Below are 17,207 nucleotides of genomic sequence, written 5' to 3' on the forward strand. Positions count from 1 at the left end.
CCGTCGATCCGGTAAAGCACCCAAGCCGCGACCGCAGGGTTGGTCAGCAGCGCCCGCGCCTTGAGGATCAGATCATCAAAGTCGAGCCAGCCGCGTTTCTGTTTCTCGTGGGCATAGATTTCAAGGAAACGATGTGCGAATTGATGCAGCACATGGGTCTTCTGCGCCGCCCGCAGCGCCAGCCGCGCGTCACGGGCATCTTCGACCCGCCGCATCAAGTCATCGACCTGCGGCATCAGATCAAACAGCAGCTTTTGCGTCGGTTTCGTGGGCAGGGTGCCGACCTTGGCGGTAAAGGGTTCTTTGGCGCCCGCACCGGTCAGCATCACGTCTTCCAGAACGGGCAGGGCAGAGATATCCATTGTCTGGATCGTCGCCAGCTTTTCCGCCGCTTTGCCGTCCAGCCCGCCCTTGGCCCGCATCGGCGGGATCATCTGTTCAAGGATCATCGCCTCTGATCCCAGAAACACCGAAGCCGTGATCTTCTCCTCGGTCAGGTCGGCGGGTTGATCGAACAGCGCCAGCACGTCTTCCCATGACAGCACAGTGGCAAAGCCTTCGCGCTGCCCGACGATACTGCGGGTGAGCTTGCTGAAGTCTTCGCCCGTGTACATCCGCGCCAGCGTGGTGATCAGCGCGGCATCCTGCCCCTCGGCCATGGTATCCACGATCTCGGCCCGCAGCAGATCGGCGGCGCGGTCTTCGATCTCGGTGAACTGCGGGCTGACACCTGCTTCCAGCGGAAAGCGCCGTAATAGAGACGCACAGAACGAATGGATCGTCTGGATTTTCAGCCCGCCGGGGGTTTCGATGGCGCGGGCAAACAGGGTGCGGGCCATGCGCAGCTTTTCGGGGGTAAAGCCATCCTCGACCCCCAGCTCCGACAGTGAATGACGCAGATCGGCGTCGGTCAGCATGGCCCAGGCACCGAGCCGTTTGAACAGCCGGTTCTGCATCTCTGACGCGGCGGCCTTGGTGTAGGTCAGACACAGGATATGCTGCGGTTCGACCCCGTTCAGCAACAGCCGCGCCACGCGGTCGGTCAGCACGCGGGTCTTACCCGACCCCGCATTCGCCCCCAACCACGTAGAGGCATCGGGCCGCGCCGCGTCGATCTGGGCGCGGGTGGCGTCGTCAAAGGGGGCGGTCATGTCAGATCCTCCGGCGTGGGTTCGGTCGTGGCATCCCATTCGCCAAACCGGGCCAACTGGTCATAATCGCCCGCGAAATCGGTGGTTTTCACCATACGGCGCGCGGTAAACCCCTGTTCATCCGACAGATAGCTGGTGATCAGCGCGTGCAGCTTGGCCAGCACCTCGTGCGGGGGTTCATCCTCAAGCGGCGCTGGGCGTTCCACCGGTTTGCTGCCAAGCCCGATATAGGCGGCTTGGGCAACGGGGGCGGGGCCGATTTCCTTGAAACCACCTTCCTCGACCATCGCGGCTTCGAGCAGCAACTGCTTATCAAAGGCTTTCTGCTCGGCCACACTGGGCGGCGTGCCGGTCTTGTAGTCATAGATCAGAATATCGCCATCTTCCGTCCGGTCGATCCGGTCGGCAAATCCCATAAGGGTAAAGCCCAGATCGGGGAACGCGTGACTGCCCTTGGCGGCTTTTTCAAAAGCGGCGGGGGTGGAATAGCTTTGTCGATGCAGCTCGTTTTCGATGAACCAATCGGCAATCCGTTCGATCTTGGTCAGCCACATGAGGCGCGCGGCGGGCCAGGGGGCTTCGGCCTTTAACACGGTGCGGGCCGTCTCTAACAAATGGCTTTTCGTCAAAAGCGCAGGCTCCGCTGTCACCGATTTGATGAACCGTTCCATGATCTCGTGCACGATGATGCCGCGCACGGGCGCGTCTGGCGATTGCACCAGCGGGTTCAGCGCACGCAGTTTCAGGCTGTGTTTGGCATAGATCGCATAGGGGTCGCGGATCAGGCGCTTGATCTCTGTCACCGACAGCGCGTGGGGGCGTGCGGCACGGGGTGGGCGCGGCGACGGGCGCGGCGCGGGGGGCACACGGGTCACGGTTTCCAGCGCACGGGCCTGATCCAGCCAGTGGTCGCCGCGTTTGATCATCGCCTTCCACGCCGCATCTCCGCCCTGCGCGGGCAAACCGTTCAGCAGGTTGCCCAAACGATTCAGCCAACGCGAAGGCACGGTTTCCGCCTCGTCCGACCGGATCGCGCGGGTCAGGCAGACCTCGGGCGCGGCAATGGATTGTTGATAGTCATGGGCAGACAGGCCGATCCGCCGTTCGGGCAGCAGCAAACCGGCTTTCAGGCGCATCTGACGGTTCAGCCAGGGGTCGGGCGGCGGAGCTTCGGGCCAAGTGCTGTCGTTCAGCCCGCCAAGGATCACCAGATCGGCGCCCTGCACGCGGGCCTCGAGCGTGCCCCAGATCATGACGTTGGGATGCGGCGCGTCGCGGTCGCGGATTTCGCCCTGTTGCAGCAGGGCACCCACCAGATCGGTGTAATCCGCCGCCGACATCTCGCCCCCATAGGGCGCGTTTTCGGCAAGATCGTTCATCACCTTCGCCGCCTCTTCGCCCGCGTGATGCTGCCACAACCCGTTGGGCTGGCTTGGCGTGGCACCGTCGGCGATGGCATCGGCCAGCGCCATATGCAGGGCGACCCATTCCTCTAGCGGCCGGTCGCCGGTCAGTTCGCACTCGGTCAGATGGGTGCCGACCCAATCGGCCCAGACATCCATCTGCGCGGGGTCTTTCGACCGCGATACCGTCTTGCGCGCCAGTTTCAACACGCCTTCCGCATCCGGATAGGGCAGCCCGTCGCGGCGCAGTTGCAGTTCCAGCCTTTGGGTGTTGAGCTGGTGAAAATTGCGATCGCCGCCGCTGTGGGTTAGCGGGTGTTTCAGCAGGGTCAGCAAGGCTTCGGAATCCAGCTTGCGCAGGAACAGATCGCCCACGTGACGCAAGAACCGACCCGGAGGCGACAGATGCAGCGGCAGGCCCGCGCTGTCGTCGGGCAGGATGTTCCACCGGTCCAGCGCCGAGGTCACCTGACGCGACAGCATCCGGTCCGGGGTGATCAGCGCGGCGGTTTTGCCATCCTCGACCGCTTGGCGCAGGCGCAGCGCAATAGCGAGCGCCTCGGCACGCGGGGTGGGGGCCTGTATCAGGGTTAACCCTTCGGTGGCCTGATGCAGATTGGGCAGTTTCGGCCCTTCGGTCAGCCAGACGTGTGTCACAGGGGCAGGCCGCAGGGACAGCGAAACCAACGCATTGCGCGCGGCAGACGGCGGCGGCGTGTCGGTCCAGGCATCGATCTTGCTGCGCGACATCTCGAGCTGGCGCAGCAGGTCGCGGAACCGGTATTGTGGATGATCCTGCGATATCTTTTCCTGATCCTCACCCAGATCGGTCCAGACCGCTTGCGGCATGTCGAAACAGAAACCGGGGAGCACAAGCGCGCCTTGCGGTAGCTTTGCCACCGCCTCCATCAGCAGGGCAGAGGTGCCCCGCGATCCGGTAGAGCCTGCGACAATCACCGGATGCTGAGGCGGGTTCTGCTCCCACTCTGCGATCAGGCGCTGTGCGACCTGACGTTGCCGCGCACGCGGATCGGGGCGGGTGACGCTTTCCCCCAGATACTGATGCGCGATGGCGAGGAACTGTTTCGCGCGTTCCCAATGGCCCGATTGGTCACTCACATCCAGCTCGGTCACGGCCTCGACCGGTACGCCTTCGCCCTGCATTTCGTCGATCAACTGCGCCAGACTGTCCGATAGGTCATAAAGCGACGCGCGCGGGGCCAGTTCAGGCGCTTGATCCAGCAGCTTTGACACCAGCGTAATCAACTCTAACCGGCGGCGTAGAGCCGGACCGGGGCGCGGCAGGTCAACGCCGCTGCCAAGGGTATCAAGGTTGTCGATCAGATGGATGCGCGGCAGTAGGCTGGGCGGGCCCGCGTCAAAGATATCGCGCAAACGCCGCTGCATCCGGCGGGTGTTCACCACCAGATCGATCCGCCCGATGGCATGGGCGGGTTGCCCTTCCAGCCGCGAAAGCAAACCCCGCACCAGTTCCTTGGGGAAGTCGACGCCCGGGGCCAGCCCGAAAACGCGCGGTGCGTCCTGCGGTTCAAACATCGGCGGCGTCCAGCATGTCTTCGGCAAGGGTGATCCCGCCGGGGTGGCCAACATCGCACCAGCGCCCGGGATAGGACAGCCCGTACATCCGCCCGCGGTCCAGCATCACATCCCACAAGAGGTTGAGAGAGAATGCACGCTCTGAAATCGTCTCTAACAAGTCGGTTTTGATGATCTGCACCCCGCCAAAGACAACCCCCGGCCCGCGTTTCAATGCGCCGTCGGTGCCCATCGTAAAGTCTCCGTCGCCGCCATGCCCAACGGCCTGCGCCACCGGCACGCCCATCAGCAGCGCATCCATCCTGTCGGGGTCCCATGCGTCCGCCAGCAAGGACAGCGGGTTGGGGCCTGCCCAGATCGCATCGGTGTTCATGGTAAACACCGGCCCGTCGCCCAAAAGCGGCAGCGCATTGCGCAGCCCGCCGCCGGTTTCCAGAATATCGGGCTGTTCCACAATCGTCTGCACGTCGCGCCCTGCCAGATGATCCAGCAGCGGGTCGGGCTTATAGTGCAGGTTCACGACGATCCGCCGCGGCGCGACACCGCGCGCCAGATCAAGCGCGTGGTCGATCAACGGCTTGCCTGCGACAGGGATCATCGGCTTGGGCTGGTCTTTGGTCAGATGTTGCATCCGCGTGCCGAAGCCGGCGGCAAACATCATCACGGCATCTGGGGCGTGGCGCATCTGGCTTTCAAATCCTTCAGAAACTCGGGGGTCGGCGCGGGGAGGGCGGGACGCAGCACATTGGCCAAGGGGGCAAGCGCCGGATCATCAAGGTTACGCTGCACATAGCCCCAAACGCGGGGGATGAAATCGACGTAATGCGCCTTGCCGTCGCGCAGGCACAGCCGTGCAAAGATCCCCAAGATCCGCAGGTTGCGTTGCAGGCCAAGCAAGGCATAGGCGCTGCGGAAGGCGGCATCATCCTGCCCGCTCTGCCGGATGTAATGGGCGATCATCGCCGCCTCGATCTGCGGGGTCACATCGCGCCGCGCATCTTGCAGGATCGACACCAGATCATAGGCGGGGTGGCCCTGTAGCGCGTCTTGGAAATCCAGCAGCCCCACGCGGGCAGAGCCCGTCCTCTCGGGTCGCCACAACAGATTTTCAGCGTGGTAATCGCGCAGGATGATCACACGGGGGCTATTGTCCAGCGCCCGGGCCAGCGGGGTGAAGAGGGTGTTAAACTCCGCCGCGGTGCCGCTGTCGGGGGCGTACCAGTCAAACACCATCTGCGCCGCCTCTGTCAGCCAATCGGCATCGCAGAGCGGCAGATCGGGGGGCGGGGCCTTGTGCAGGTCCAGCAGACAGTCGGTCGCGGCGGTATAAAGCTGCCGCGTCATCGCGGGCGATAGGACCATCAGCCGCGCAAACAGGTCATCGCCCAGATCCTCGATCAGCAGAAAGCCGTTGCCTGCGTCTTGCGCGTAAATCTCGGGCGCGCTGGCCCCTTGGGCGCGCAGCCAATCGGCGATGCGGACAAAGGGGCGCACGTCTTCACCCTTGTCGGCGGGGGCGTCCATCAGCACGGCGGAGCGGCCATCATCAAGGGTCAGACGGTCATAGCGGCGGTTCGATGCGTCCCCGGCCAGCAGATCGCGCCGCGCCTGTGCCCACCCCGCATCGGCAAGAAAGCGGTCCATAGCGGTCATACGGTCGTTCATTTGCGCCATGCCCCCAGCTTTTCGGGCCATTTATCGTCGTTCCACGTGGCCGAGAGCCGCCGTGTGTCGTCGCCAGTGACCGTCAACGTCAGATCAAGCGCATCTTCGGGGCGCAGATCGCCCAGCCTGTCGGGCCATTCCACAAGGCAGATGGCATCGCTGAACGCATCGGTCAGCCCCAGCTCTTCGATCTCATAGACAGAGGTGAGGCGATACAGATCCGCATGCCAGATCGCGGCGGCGGGGGCGTCATAGGTCTGCACCAGCGTAAAGGTGGGCGAGGGCACGTCTTCGGGCACCGCCAGCAGCGACTGGATCAGCGCCCGCGCGAAATGCGTCTTGCCTGCGCCAACGTCGCCGGTCAGTAAAACAACGTCGCCCGCAGTGAGCGCGCGCCCAAGGGTCACGGCCAGTCGGGCGGTTTGGTCTGCGTCATGCAGCGTAAGATCAAGTGCGTGTGATGCCATGCGCCAAGGTTACTTGGGCGCGGTGGTGCGCCGCAAGGCGAAAGCGGGGCGTCAGGCGTCTTGTGGCGGTTTCTCGGTTTCGGGGTTTTCAATCTCTGCCACCGGCTTTTTCGGCTGGTGAAACCGGATCAGCGTGGCCCCGTCCACGATGGGGGAAAACAGGCAGGTCAGTTCTGTCCCATTGGCAAGATACAGCGGCATGCTCCACTTCATGCGGTCTTCGCGGTTGGTGACGAAATCCTCTATCTCTTGCCACAGCAGATTGGGGGCGGACCGGCGGTGCCAGCCCTGAATGGCGTCGTGGATAGAGATATCGGCAAAGGTCATGTCGGGATCGACACCCCAAAGGTCATTATACGCGGTGTTAGAGAAGGTCAGGATACCCGACGACGAAAAGACGACGATGGCATCATCCAGCGTATCAAGCATCGCCTGCCCCTGTTCCAGCTCTGCCCTGAAGGTGCGGGTCAGGCTGACCTGGGCGCTGATATCCTCTATCAGAAAGGCCGTGGCCCCGTCGGGGTGCGGCCGGCCCTTGACCCGAAAGGTCTGCCCTGACTCAAGCGACCATATCTCTTCATAGCGGCCATCATAGGCGGCGCTGATCAGCTCGGACACGGTGGTGCGCCAGGTGGCATAATCCTTGGGCTCGGGGATTTTGCGCGCCTCGCGCAGCTTGTCGAAGAAGGTCTGGATCGTAGGGCGCGCGCTCAGGAATTGCGCCCCTAATCCGGTCAGGTCGATTAACGCCGGGTTAAACAGCACCAGCTGGCTTTTGCGGTCAAATATCGCGAGCCCGATGGACAGCTGCGCAAAGGTCTTGGTCAACGTTTGCACGAAATTGCGCTGCGCCTCTTCGGCGCGGACCAATGTGGTGATGCAGGTCGCCTGATAGCAGTTGATGCTACGCGATTGGCTGTGGGTGACCGCGTACCAGTCTTTCACCCCTGTGGTCCGGTCGCGCAAGGACAGACGGTGGGTCGCGTTGCTGAAATCGCTGGGAAACAGCCGCTGGGTTTCAATCGCCTGACCGGGGTGACAGGCGTTAAACAACTCGTGATAGGCATCGTTGTACCAAAGCAGCCGGTTTGCATGGTCCGTATGCCAAAGCGGCACCGACACGGTAGAGCGTAGCCGCGTCAGCGTGACCTCTGCCTCTGACCGCAGATCGACACCCATATCATTGGGGTCCAGCACCACCACGCGGCACAGGTGCTTTTCCCAGGTGATGCGGATCAGCGTGTGAATCTTGGGGTCGGTGGCCGGGACGATCAACTGGCCTTGGGGCGTCGAAGGGGGTTTGTCGGGGAACATCGCAAAGCGACCTGACACGTTGTGATGCAAGTCGGACCATTCGTGAAACCCCGCCTCTAGCGGGCAAAACTGCGCTGTCGTGCCAGAGGCGTGCTGCAACACGCCATGGTCAAAAAGATAGGACAGCTCGGGCTCCCCCCGCGGATCGGCCTTGTCGGCGGTCTCTGCGTTATCGAGCCAGAGATAGGCGATATAGCCACTCGAAAGAATGGCAAAAATCACGAGCGCAATGTCGAAGGTGGAAGCCACGGCGGGACTCAATTCTTTAGGGTTCCACTCAGTTAAGCGCCCAAATAGTTAACAGTTTATTAACCGCCGCGTGAACCGACGTGTGAATGGCCGCGGAAAATCGCCGAGATCATCTTTGGTGCCCCCCCACGCCGCTGCCGCAGGGATCACGTGAAGCGCGTGTTCTCTCCGGTGGGCAGGGGCGTTTCGCCGTGATGCGCATCCAGCTTTTCGCGGGGCCATGTGACCTTGACCACCGCACCGACGGGGGTGTCCGTCTTGGGGGCGCTGTCCGGCCCATTGGCAAAGCGAAGCTCCGCACCCGAGCGTTCAAGCAAGGTCTTGGCGATGAACAGCCCCAGCCCCATGCCTTCGTATTCGGGGCGCCGCGCGTTGCTGCGGTCCGAAGGGCGCCGCCGCATGAAAGGGTCACCAATGCGGCCAAGGATATGCGGCGGAAAGCCCGTACCATCGTCAAATATCCGGACCGAGATCACCGTGTCAGACCAGTTCGCCTCTACCCAGACTGTTGTGGCGGCGAAATCCACCGCGTTCTGCATCAGGTTGCGCAGCCCGTGGATAACCTCTGGCCGGCGCAGGATCGCGGGCTGGTCGGCGGCGTCCCCGGCATCTGGCCCGAGCGTAAATGTAAACGTTTTGCCGCGCATCCGGTGCGGTTCGGCGGCTTCTTCAAGCACCATCATCAAGGGGGCTTGGCGCAGATGCAGATCGTCTTTGCCCGCCCGCCCCATGTCGCGCAGAATATCGCGGCACCGGTCGGCCTGATCGCGGATCAACGCGGCATCCTCGGCCAGATCGGGCTGGTCTTGCAGTTCATTCCACAGCTCGCTGCTGGCCAGTTTGATCGTGGCAAGGGGCGTGCCCAGTTCATGTGCGGCAGCGGCCACCACGCCGCCAAGGTCGGTCAGCTTCTGTTCGCGCGCCAGCGCCATCTGGGTGGCGGCCAAGGCGTCTGCCATCGAATGGATCTCGGTGGTGACGCGGCGGGAATAGGCGGTAGAGAACACAATCGCGATCACCAGCGCGATCCAGATGCCGAAGATAAAGATGCCCGGCAGCTCAAGCCGGCCCCCGTTCTGGGTGATCAACGGCAGGTGAAACAGCGCCAGCCCCGTCGCCAGCCCAATGGCTGTGCCACAAAGCACGATGGTCGACCGCAGGCTCAGCGCCGTGGCAGAGATGGTCACCGGCCCCAGCAACAGCAGCGAAAACGGATTATGCAGCCCGCCCGTCAGGAACAGCAGAAAGGCCAGCTGCACCAGATCGAACAGCACCATCAGCAGGTTTTCATATTCAGACAGACGCTTGTTTTCGGGAAACACCAGAATGGCGATCAGATTACCGATCACCGACACGCCAATCGCGAAATAGCACAGCCCCAGTTCCAGCTGCAGGCCAAAGATGCGTTGCGCGACGGTGATCGCCGTCAGTTGCCCCGCAATCGCCACCCACCGCAGCACGATCATTGTGCGCAGGCGGATCCAGTTGGCGCGCGCGCCCTTGCCCAGGCCTCTACCCACGGGAATGTTAGCGGCCTGCGTCATCGGCGCACCTTTTCAAAATGTCGTTTGCGTTGATAAAGGGAAAGCGTAGGTCTGTGTCCGACCGGGATCAAGAGCGCCTAACCGCGCAGGAGAATGAATATGAGAAGAGTGTTGGCAATTGGCGCGGTGTTGGTCGTGCTGGCGTTTCTGGCGGTATCCCTGATGCTGGTATACTGGACCGATGGCGACAGCGACAAATACGCGCAGTGCAAGAACTCTGCCGTAGCCGGTGGTGCCGAATTGGGCGGGCCGTTCGAACTGGTGAATGCCCAAGGCCAGACCGTGACGGACGCGGATGTGATCACCGAACCCAGCCTCGTTTACTTTGGCTATACCTTCTGCCCAGACGTCTGCCCGCTGGACGTGGACCGGAACGCCCGCGCCGTGGATGAGCTGGAGGCGCGCGGCATGTCCGTGACGCCGGTGTTCATTTCCGTCGATCCTGCCCGCGATACCCCTGAAGTTGTTGGAGATTTCGCCGCCAACATGCACCCCAAGATGATCGGTCTGACCGGATCGCCCGCACAGGTCAAAGCGGCAAGCGATGCCTACCGCACCTATTACAAGGCGCATGAGGATGAAGGCGATGACTACCTCGTGGACCATTCGACCTTTAGCTATCTGGTGATGCCGGGCGAAGGTTTCGTCGATTTCTTCCGCCGCGATGTCCCGCCAGAGCAGCTGGCCGACAAGGTCGCCTGCTTTGTGGAACATCAGTAAAAGTTTGACCAAGCTAGGCCACCGCCACATATCTGGATAAAGTCCCGGTACAACATTCAACCAGCGGAGCATGATATGGTTCAGGAAAATGCGCTTGATCTCGGCGAGGATCGGTCCCTCCTTCTGGTGGATGATGACGAACCGTTTCTGCGCCGCCTTGCCAAGGCGATGGAGAAGCGCGGCTTTGACGTAGAAACCGCCGGTTCCGTCGCCGCCGGTGTGGCCATCGCGACCGCGCGGCCCGCGGCCTATGCGGTGGTCGATCTGCGGTTGCAGGACGGCAACGGGCTGGATGTGGTCGAGGTGCTGCGCGACAAACGCCCCGATGCGCGGGTCGTGGTGCTGACCGGCTACGGTGCCATCGCCACCGCCGTCGCCGCGGTCAAGATCGGTGCGACGGATTACCTGTCAAAACCCGCTGATGCCAATGACATCGTGAACGCGCTGCTGGCCTCGGGCGATGACATGCCGCCGCCTCCGGAAAACCCCATGAGCGCGGATCGTGTGCGGTGGGAACATATCCAGCGTGTCTACGAGCTTTGCGATAGAAACGTGTCCGAAACGGCGCGGCGGCTGAACATGCACCGCCGGACCTTGCAGCGCATCCTGGCAAAACGGTCCCCGCAGTAACGCGCTAGACGTCGTAGCGTTTGCTGATCTTGTCCACGACCTGACCCGAGGCAAGCGAGACCCCTTCGTCATAATGCCAGTCGCGGAACCCGCGGCTTTGGTAATAGGTCAGCCCGCCGTGGTTGTCGGCGCGGATCGTGGCATTGATCCAGACATAGCCCAGCCGTGCCGCTGCCTGCGCGGTGGCATCAAACAGCGCCGACCCGATGCCCAGACCGGTACGACCAACCTGCACAAAGCTCGCGATGTCGCAGGCCTCGGGCGGCAGATCGGGGTGCGGGCTGATCCACTGGAACCCCACGACGTTTTCCTGATCGTCCAGCGCCACATGCCACGCGCTTTGATCGGCGTTGCTGGCCATCCATTCGGTCAGATCCTTGCCGGTGACAGGGCGGGTCATCGCGGTAGTGCCCCCGATGGTGATGATCTCGTTCAGCAGCTGCGCCATATTGCCGGCATCCAGCGCGATTGGCGGGCGGACCTTGACCATCACAGCGCGCCCAGCAAATCCAGATGCCGCGCGGTGAAGTCATTGCGCGTGTCCACCGGCGGGCGCAGCACGATCGACAGCCCCTCCATCAGATCGGGGTTGGGCCGGCCAAAGAACTTGGACGCCTCGGCCTCCGAGAAACCGGCGATCTGCGTCGCCTCCATCCAGGCGCTGACCTTATCGGCGCGCTTGATCTGCTGCTTGACCGATTTCGGCAGCGCCGCAGGCAGGCCAAAGCGGATATGGATCGCGGACATCAGCCGGTCATCCAGCGCACCATATTCCGGCCCGACCGCCGCCTTCACCGGAGAGATCATATCGCCGATCACATATTCCGGCGCATCGTGCAGCAGCGCGGCCAACCGCCACTTTGGCGGGGCCTTGGGGTTCATCCGGCCATAAATCGTTTCGACCAGCAGCGAATGTTCGGCCACGGAATAGGCAAAATCCCCCCGCGTTTGCCCGTTCCACCGCGCGACAAAGGCCAGCCCATGGGCGATATCCTCGATCTCTATATCGACCGGCGTCGGGTCCAGCAGGTCAAGCCTGCGGCCGGATAACATACGTTGCCATGCACGGGATTGCTGCGCCATTCTATTGCTCTGCCTTTGACACGTGGAACATTTGCGGGTTTCGCGGTGTTCTTCCCACGAAGGAGACGATCATGAAACCTGTTATTTCTGCTCTCACACTCGCACTTGGCCTCGGGACCGTGGCCGCACCCGCATTGGCAAGCGATGTCTGCATGCCCGCGCAAGAGCTTAAGGCGTCGCTGGTGGATTGGTACGGCGAAACGCCGGTTGAAGGCCAGGACGACGGCGCGGTCCAAATCTGGGCCTCGGATGACACAGGCACATGGTCTGCTGTAAAAACCCTGTCGAACGGGATGGCCTGCGTCACCGCGCAGGGGTCAAACTGGATGGCGGGGATGACCACGGACGAGATGATCGTCGCCTCGGCAGAGTAACCGTTTCGTGTGACGCTTGACCGCCACCGTTGAGATCACCGCATCAAAGTGCTACGGCCCTTTTCAAATATACGATACATAGCCGATCTTTTGAAAAGGGATGCCCCGATGGCCAACGATTACATCGTTAAAGACATTAGCCTTGCCGCCTATGGCCGCAAGGAACTTGATATCGCAGAAACCGAAATGCCCGGCCTGATGGCCTTGCGCGCGGAATACGGCGACAGCAAACCGCTGTCCGGTTCGCGCATCGTGGGCTCTCTGCACATGACGATCCAGACCGCTGTTCTGATCGAAACGCTTGTCGCATTGGGGGCCGATGTCCGTTGGGCGTCCTGCAACATCTTCTCGACCCAGGATCACGCGGCGGCGGCGATTGCCGAAAGCGGCACGCCTGTTTTCGCGATCAAGGGGCAATCGCTGGAAGAGCATTGGGATTACCTGGATAAATCCTTCCAGTTCCCCGACGGCCCGAACCTGATCCTTGATGATGGCGGCGATGCGACCCTGTACATCCTGCTGGGCGCCCGTGCCGAAGCTGGCGAAGACGTGATCCCCGTGCCAACGTCGGAAGAAGAAGTCGCGATCAAGGCGCAGATTCAAAAGCGGATGGAGCAATCCCCCGGCTGGTTCACCAAGATGCGCGACCAGATCAAGGGCGTGTCCGAGGAAACCACCACTGGCGTCCACCGTCTGTATGATCTGGTGAAGCAAGGCCAGCTGCCCTTCCCCGCGATCAACGTCAACGACAGCGTCACCAAGTCCAAGTTCGACAATAAATACGGCTGCCGTGAATCGCTGGTCGACGGTATCCGCCGCGCGACAGATGTGATGATGGCCGGTAAGGTCGCTGTTGTCTGTGGCTATGGCGACGTTGGCAAAGGCTCTGCCGCATCGCTGGCCGGTGCCGGTGCCCGCGTGAAAGTGACCGAAGCCGACCCGATCTGCGCGCTGCAAGCGGCGATGGACGGGTTCGAGGTTGTCCTGCTGGAAGACGTGCTGGACAGTGCCGACATCTTCATCACCACCACCGGCAACAAGGACGTGATCCGCATCGAGCATATGCGCGAGATGAAGGACATGGCGATCGTCGGCAACATCGGCCACTTTGACAATGAAATCCAGGTTGCCGCGCTGAAGAACCACAAGTGGACCAACATCAAGGAACAGGTCGACATGATCGAGATGCCTTCGGGCAACCGTCTGATCCTGCTGTCCGAAGGCCGTCTGCTGAACCTCGGCAACGCCACCGGTCACCCGTCCTTCGTCATGTCCGCGTCTTTCACCAACCAGGTGCTGGCGCAGATCGAACTGTGGGAAAACACCGGCAAATACGAGAACAAGGTCTATATCCTGCCCAAGCATCTGGACGAGAAAGTCGCCCGTTTGCACCTTGATCGTATCGGCGTGAAACTGACCCAGCTGAGCAGCGAACAAGCCGCCTATATAGGCGTCACACCCGAAGGCCCGTTCAAGCCGGAACACTACCGCTACTAAGCCGGTGCATACCGTCTGACAAAACGCCGCCTTGCAGGGATGCAGGGCGGCGTTTTTCGTGGGTCAGGTGCCAAACGCGAAGCGTTCGACCTCGTGAAACCGCCCCTGCGCATCCTCGCCACAAAGCGTCAGACTATCGATGGTGAAGGGGGCAGGGGTATCCGACCCTAAATAGCGATGCAGAGCCGTTTTGACGGGGTCGATCTGATCGGGCGCAAGCGGTCCGGTGAGGGTGATGTGAAAGCGGAAATACTCCATAATATGGGGGTATCCGTAGGTTTTGAGGTAAATCCGCTGCTGATCGGTCAGGTAGGGGGCGTTCTTGCGCGTGAACTCCGCCTCTGACAGCGGCGCGCGGAAGGCGTCCAGCACCACATTGGCAGAGGCCGCAAGACTGCCAAGCGCGGTCGTGTCGCCCTGCGGCACCAGTGCCAGAAACCGCCCGATCTGCGACAGGGCCAGCCCATCCAACTGCACCGGCGCTTGCCCTTTGCAAAAGGCGGCGAGGCCTTCGGTCAGCTGTGCCGCGCTGGTCCCATCCGCCAGAAAGAACGGCGCCTTGACGGTCCCGTGTAGCCCGTATTTGCGTGGTCTCTGGGTCAGCTTGGCAATATCAAGCCCTGCGATATCGGGATGTGCCACAGCTTCGCCCGCCTGCACATCCCAGCCCAACCAAGCCGCGCCCCGCCGGGCGAAATCCCCCGGCGGCGGCGTATAGTAAATGGCGTAGCGTTTGAACATCTCGGGCCCCCTTATCGGTCAGCCTAGACCCCTAACAGCGCCATGTAACAGCTTAAAGATAGCGGTTAACCAGATTTTCCAGCGCTTCCTGACGGCCCGAGGCGGGCTGCGGGTTCAGCGCATCGGCTTTGACCTGTGCGTTGATCGTCTCCAGATCGCTGCTCAGCAGGCCTTGGCCGCGTTCAGAGCCCCAACCCGCATAGCGCGCGTCCCGCGCCGCTTCGAGCTTGCCATCCTCCAGCATCGCGGCGGCGGCTTTCAGGCCCTTGGCACAGACATCCATCGCACCGACATGGGCAAGGATCAGATCCTCGGCGTCCAGCGACTGGCGGCGCAGTTTGGCGTCAAAGTTGGTGCCGCCGGTGGTGAAACCGCCCGCTTTCAACACTTCGTAATAGGCCAGCGCGACTTCGGGGACGGAATTGGGGAATTGGTCGGTGTCCCAGCCTGACTGGTAGTCGTTGCGGTTCATGTCGATCGACCCGAAAATCCCAAGCGCCGAGGCCATCGCCAACTCGTGTTCAAACGAATGCCCGGCAAGAATGGCGTGACCCTGTTCGATGTTCACCTTCACCTCGTTCTCAAGCCCGTAGTCCTTGAGGAAACCATAGACGGTGGCAACGTCGTAGTCATACTGGTGTTTGGTCGGTTCCTGCGGTTTAGGCTCGATCAGGATGGCACCCTTGAAGCCGATCTTGCGGGCGTATTCGACGGACATCTGCAAGAAACGCCCCGCCTGTTCGCGTTCGCGTTTCAGGTCGGTGTTCAGCAGCGTTTCATAGCCTTCGCGCCCGCCCCACAGCACATAGTTCTCGCCGCCCAGCTTGTGGGTGACGTCGATACATTCCTTCACCGTCGCGGCGGCATAGGCAAAAATATCGGGGTCGGGGTTGGTGGCAGCACCCGACATATAGCGGCGGTTGGAAAACAGGTTGGCCGTGCCCCACAGCAGCTTGGTGCCCGTCTGCTCCATCTTCTCGCCAAAGTAATCGGTGATCTCGTGCAGCCGCGCGGTGCTTTCGGCAAAGGTATCGCCCTCGGGACGGACATCGGCGTCGTGGAAGCAGAAATACGGCTGACCGAGGATCTTGAACATATCAAACGCGGTGTCGGCCTTGGCGCGGGCGGCGTCCATCGTGGTGTCGAACCAGGGGCGCAGGAAGGTCTGGCCGCCAAAAGGGTCGCCGCCTTCCCATGCGAAACTGTGCCAATAGGCAACGGCAAAGCGCAGATGCTCTGCCATCGTCTTGCCCATCAGCATCTCGTCGGGATTATAGCTGCGATAGGCGAAATCATGGTCCGCTTGCGGGTCGTAAGAGATCGTCGGGATGCCGTCGAAAAAGCTGGTCATGGGGATGGTCCTTCTTGTCTTAGCGCAAATGTTTTACGGCGCTATACGTGTCTGAATATCGGGCGTGGGCCTCCGAAAAGGCATCTACTAGGGCTGGAACAGGCTCTATCACGCGGGAAATGGGGGGCGGCACGGCGATCTCGGCCCCGGCACCTGTGGCGGCCATACGACCCAAGCGCGCAGCCCCAAGGGCACCGCCAAAGTCACCCGCGGCGGGCAGCTGGATCGGCATGTTCAGTGACGTGGTGATGGCCGACAGCCAGTAATCGGATTTTGACCCGCCACCGACGGCAATCAGGCTGTCGATCCGCGTGCCGGTTTGCCGCATCGCGTCGAAACTGTCGCGTAGGGCGTGGGTCACCCCCTCCAGCACCGCACGGGTCATGGCGGCGCGGTCGGTGTTATGGGCGAGGTGCAGGAAACCACCCCGGATATTGGCGTCGTTATGGGGCGTCCGCTCTCCGCCCAGATAGGGCATAAAGATCGTGCGACCGGGGGCCTGCAACGCGCCCAGATCAGAGGTAAGCGTCCGCGCGTCCTCGTTCAACACACCAGCCAGCCAATTCAGCGAATCCGTGGCCGACAAGATCACCCCCATCTGGTGCCACAGGTCCGGCAGCGCGTGGCAAAAGCTGTGCAGCGCGCTTTCAGGTGCCGCGGCATAGTCGGGCGTCGCGGCAAACAGCACGCCCGAGGTGCCAAGCGAGACGAAAGCCTGACCCGGTTTCACCACACCCATCCCGATGGCCGAGGCAGCATTATCCCCGCCGCCCCCCGCAACGGGGATCCCCGCAGGCAGGCCCAGTTGCCCCGCGATAGAGCCGCTTAGGTGCCCTGACACCTGCGATCCTTCGACCAACGAAGGCATCTGTGCCCGCGTCAGGCCGGACCGTTCCAGCAAAGCGTCGGACCAGTCGCGCGCGCCGGTATCCAGCCAGCTTGTGCCTGCGGCATCCGACATCTCTGACACCGCGTCGCCGGTCAGCCAAAAGCGCAGCGCGTCCTTGGGCAGCAACACCTTGGCGATCCGCGGGAAAATATCGGGTTCATTTTCGCGCACCCATTCCACTTTGGGCGCGGTGAAACCGGGGAAGACGATGTTGCCCGTGACCGCACGCCAGAGGGGATCAGCATCCATCGCGGCGGCCTGTGCTGCGGCGCGGGTGTCGTTCCACAGCATACAGGGGCGCAGCGGCGTGCCCGCGGCATCCAGCAGGGTCGCGCCATGCATATGCCCGCTAAGCCCGATACCCTGCACGGCGGCCAGATCAACCCCCAGCCCCGCAATCGCGTCGGCGCAGGCGGTGAACCAATCGCGCGGGTCCTGTTCGACCCAGCCATCGTGGGGGCGCGACACCTGCAAGGGTGCCACGCTTTCCGCGATGATGTTTTCGGCGTCGTCCACCAGCAGGGCTTTCAGCCCAGAGGTGCCCAGATCAAGCCCCAGAAACATGGTTTTCC

16 protein-coding genes are annotated in these 17,207 nt (G+C 62.2%); 4 read left to right on the forward strand and 12 right to left on the reverse strand.

All coding sequences use genetic code 11. The annotated features are described in order from the left end of the window. The 7 genes from B3849_RS06145 to regB form a co-directional block, all read right to left on the reverse strand. The coding region (locus B3849_RS06145) for a UvrD-helicase domain-containing protein (protein ID WP_286779915.1) at window positions 1–1,151 on the reverse strand (1,151 nt) is incomplete at its 3' end. Next, the gene (gene addB, locus B3849_RS06150; protein ID WP_278424595.1) at window positions 1,148–4,111 is read right to left on the reverse strand and encodes a double-strand break repair protein AddB; all 2,964 of its coding nucleotides are present in this window, start codon (window positions 4,109–4,111) and stop codon (window positions 1,148–1,150) included. The genes addB and B3849_RS06145, both read right to left, overlap by 4 nt. Further along, on the reverse strand, window positions 4,104–4,796 hold the full coding sequence (locus B3849_RS06155) for a nucleotidyltransferase family protein (protein ID WP_278424597.1): 693 nt from the start codon (window positions 4,794–4,796) through the stop codon (window positions 4,104–4,106). The genes addB and B3849_RS06155 overlap by 8 nt, the downstream gene beginning before the upstream one ends. Continuing rightward, window positions 4,772–5,785: an aminoglycoside phosphotransferase family protein gene (locus tag B3849_RS06160; RefSeq protein ID WP_278424598.1), complete on the reverse strand. Its 1,014-nt coding sequence runs from the start codon at window positions 5,783–5,785 to the stop codon at window positions 4,772–4,774. Before B3849_RS06160 ends, B3849_RS06155 begins: the two co-directional genes overlap by 25 nt. Further along, on the reverse strand, window positions 5,773–6,243 hold the full coding sequence (tsaE, locus tag B3849_RS06165) for a tRNA (adenosine(37)-N6)-threonylcarbamoyltransferase complex ATPase subunit type 1 TsaE (RefSeq protein ID WP_005850727.1): 471 nt from the start codon (window positions 6,241–6,243) through the stop codon (window positions 5,773–5,775). Before tsaE ends, B3849_RS06160 begins: the two co-directional genes overlap by 13 nt. A 51-nt stretch (window positions 6,244–6,294) precedes the next feature. Then, window positions 6,295–7,806: a PAS-domain containing protein gene (locus B3849_RS06170; RefSeq protein ID WP_278424599.1), complete on the reverse strand. Its 1,512-nt coding sequence runs from the start codon at window positions 7,804–7,806 to the stop codon at window positions 6,295–6,297. Window positions 7,807–7,952: 146 nt separating this feature from the next. After that, complete coding sequence (gene regB / locus B3849_RS06175; RefSeq protein ID WP_286779916.1) at window positions 7,953–9,350, reverse strand: sensor histidine kinase RegB; 1,398 nt, start codon at window positions 9,348–9,350, stop codon at window positions 7,953–7,955. 99 nt (window positions 9,351–9,449) lie between these two features. On the opposite strand from regB, the gene B3849_RS06180 reads away from it, so the two are divergent. Together B3849_RS06180 and B3849_RS06185 are read left to right on the forward strand one after the other, a co-directional pair. Continuing rightward, complete coding sequence (locus tag B3849_RS06180; protein ID WP_278424601.1) at window positions 9,450–10,070, forward strand: SCO family protein; 621 nt, start codon at window positions 9,450–9,452, stop codon at window positions 10,068–10,070. Between the two features lie 75 nt (window positions 10,071–10,145). Then, window positions 10,146–10,700 carry an ActR/PrrA/RegA family redox response regulator transcription factor gene (locus B3849_RS06185; RefSeq protein WP_009825693.1) on the forward strand — a complete coding sequence of 185 codons (555 nt, stop codon included), beginning with the start codon at window positions 10,146–10,148 and terminating at the stop codon, window positions 10,698–10,700. 4 nt (window positions 10,701–10,704) lie between these two features. Here B3849_RS06185 and B3849_RS06190 read toward each other — a convergent pair whose 3' ends face one another. Beyond that, on the reverse strand, window positions 10,705–11,190 hold the full coding sequence (locus tag B3849_RS06190; protein WP_037942458.1) for a GNAT family N-acetyltransferase: 486 nt from the start codon (window positions 11,188–11,190) through the stop codon (window positions 10,705–10,707). Further along, window positions 11,190–11,783, reverse strand: coding sequence for an HD domain-containing protein (locus tag B3849_RS06195; RefSeq protein WP_037965663.1), 594 nt, complete (start codon window positions 11,781–11,783; stop codon window positions 11,190–11,192). The genes B3849_RS06190 and B3849_RS06195 overlap by 1 nt, the downstream gene beginning before the upstream one ends. Window positions 11,784–11,854: 71 nt before the next feature. Between B3849_RS06195 and B3849_RS06200 the strand changes: the two genes are divergently transcribed. Together B3849_RS06200 and ahcY are read left to right on the forward strand one after the other, a co-directional pair. Then, window positions 11,855–12,157, forward strand: coding sequence for an S-adenosyl-L-homocysteine hydrolase (locus B3849_RS06200; RefSeq protein WP_278424606.1), 303 nt, complete (start codon window positions 11,855–11,857; stop codon window positions 12,155–12,157). A 108-nt stretch (window positions 12,158–12,265) separates the two neighbouring features. Continuing rightward, window positions 12,266–13,654, forward strand: coding sequence for an adenosylhomocysteinase (gene ahcY, locus B3849_RS06205; RefSeq protein ID WP_278424608.1), 1,389 nt, complete (start codon window positions 12,266–12,268; stop codon window positions 13,652–13,654). A gap of 63 nt (window positions 13,655–13,717) precedes the next feature. On the opposite strand, the gene B3849_RS06210 is transcribed toward ahcY, so the two are convergent. The 3 genes from B3849_RS06210 to xylB are packed head-to-tail and all read right to left on the reverse strand — an operon-like array spanning window position 13,718 to window position 17,199. After that, window positions 13,718–14,395: a DUF1045 domain-containing protein gene (locus B3849_RS06210; RefSeq protein ID WP_278424610.1), complete on the reverse strand. Its 678-nt coding sequence runs from the start codon at window positions 14,393–14,395 to the stop codon at window positions 13,718–13,720. Between the two features lie 52 nt (window positions 14,396–14,447). Beyond that, entirely contained in the window at window positions 14,448–15,746 is a 1,299-nt protein-coding gene (xylA, locus tag B3849_RS06215; protein WP_180828489.1) for a xylose isomerase, read from the reverse strand. Window positions 15,747–15,765: 19 nt separating this feature from the next. Next, window positions 15,766–17,199, reverse strand: coding sequence for a xylulokinase (gene xylB / locus B3849_RS06220; RefSeq protein WP_278424611.1), 1,434 nt, complete (start codon window positions 17,197–17,199; stop codon window positions 15,766–15,768). Window positions 17,200–17,207 lie beyond the last annotated feature (8 nt).

Origin of the sequence: Sulfitobacter sp. UBA4523 (genome assembly GCF_002388305.1) — a bacterium.
Classification (GTDB): Bacteria; Pseudomonadota; Alphaproteobacteria; order Rhodobacterales; family Rhodobacteraceae; genus Sulfitobacter; species Sulfitobacter pontiacus.

Bases quoted from the DNA above. Each gene is read 5' to 3' on its own strand.
- addB (WP_278424595.1), bottom strand. From the start codon at position 4,111: ATGTTTGAACCGCAGGACGCACCGCGCGTTTTCGGGCTGGCCCCGGGC.
- B3849_RS06155 (WP_278424597.1), bottom strand. From the start codon at position 4,796: ATGCGCCACGCCCCAGATGCCGTGATGATGTTTGCCGCCGGCTTCGGC.
- B3849_RS06160 (WP_278424598.1), bottom strand. From the start codon at position 5,785: ATGGCGCAAATGAACGACCGTATGACCGCTATGGACCGCTTTCTTGCC.
- tsaE (WP_005850727.1), bottom strand. From the start codon at position 6,243: ATGGCATCACACGCACTTGATCTTACGCTGCATGACGCAGACCAAACC.
- regB (WP_286779916.1), bottom strand. From the start codon at position 9,350: ATGACGCAGGCCGCTAACATTCCCGTGGGTAGAGGCCTGGGCAAGGGC.
- B3849_RS06180 (WP_278424601.1), top strand. From the start codon at position 9,450: ATGAGAAGAGTGTTGGCAATTGGCGCGGTGTTGGTCGTGCTGGCGTTT.
- B3849_RS06185 (WP_009825693.1), top strand. From the start codon at position 10,146: ATGGTTCAGGAAAATGCGCTTGATCTCGGCGAGGATCGGTCCCTCCTT.
- B3849_RS06190 (WP_037942458.1), bottom strand. From the start codon at position 11,190: ATGGTCAAGGTCCGCCCGCCAATCGCGCTGGATGCCGGCAATATGGCG.
- B3849_RS06195 (WP_037965663.1), bottom strand. From the start codon at position 11,783: ATGGCGCAGCAATCCCGTGCATGGCAACGTATGTTATCCGGCCGCAGG.
- B3849_RS06200 (WP_278424606.1), top strand. From the start codon at position 11,855: ATGAAACCTGTTATTTCTGCTCTCACACTCGCACTTGGCCTCGGGACC.
- ahcY (WP_278424608.1), top strand. From the start codon at position 12,266: ATGGCCAACGATTACATCGTTAAAGACATTAGCCTTGCCGCCTATGGC.
- B3849_RS06210 (WP_278424610.1), bottom strand. From the start codon at position 14,395: ATGTTCAAACGCTACGCCATTTACTATACGCCGCCGCCGGGGGATTTC.
- xylA (WP_180828489.1), bottom strand. From the start codon at position 15,746: ATGACCAGCTTTTTCGACGGCATCCCGACGATCTCTTACGACCCGCAA.
- xylB (WP_278424611.1), bottom strand. From the start codon at position 17,199: ATGTTTCTGGGGCTTGATCTGGGCACCTCTGGGCTGAAAGCCCTGCTG.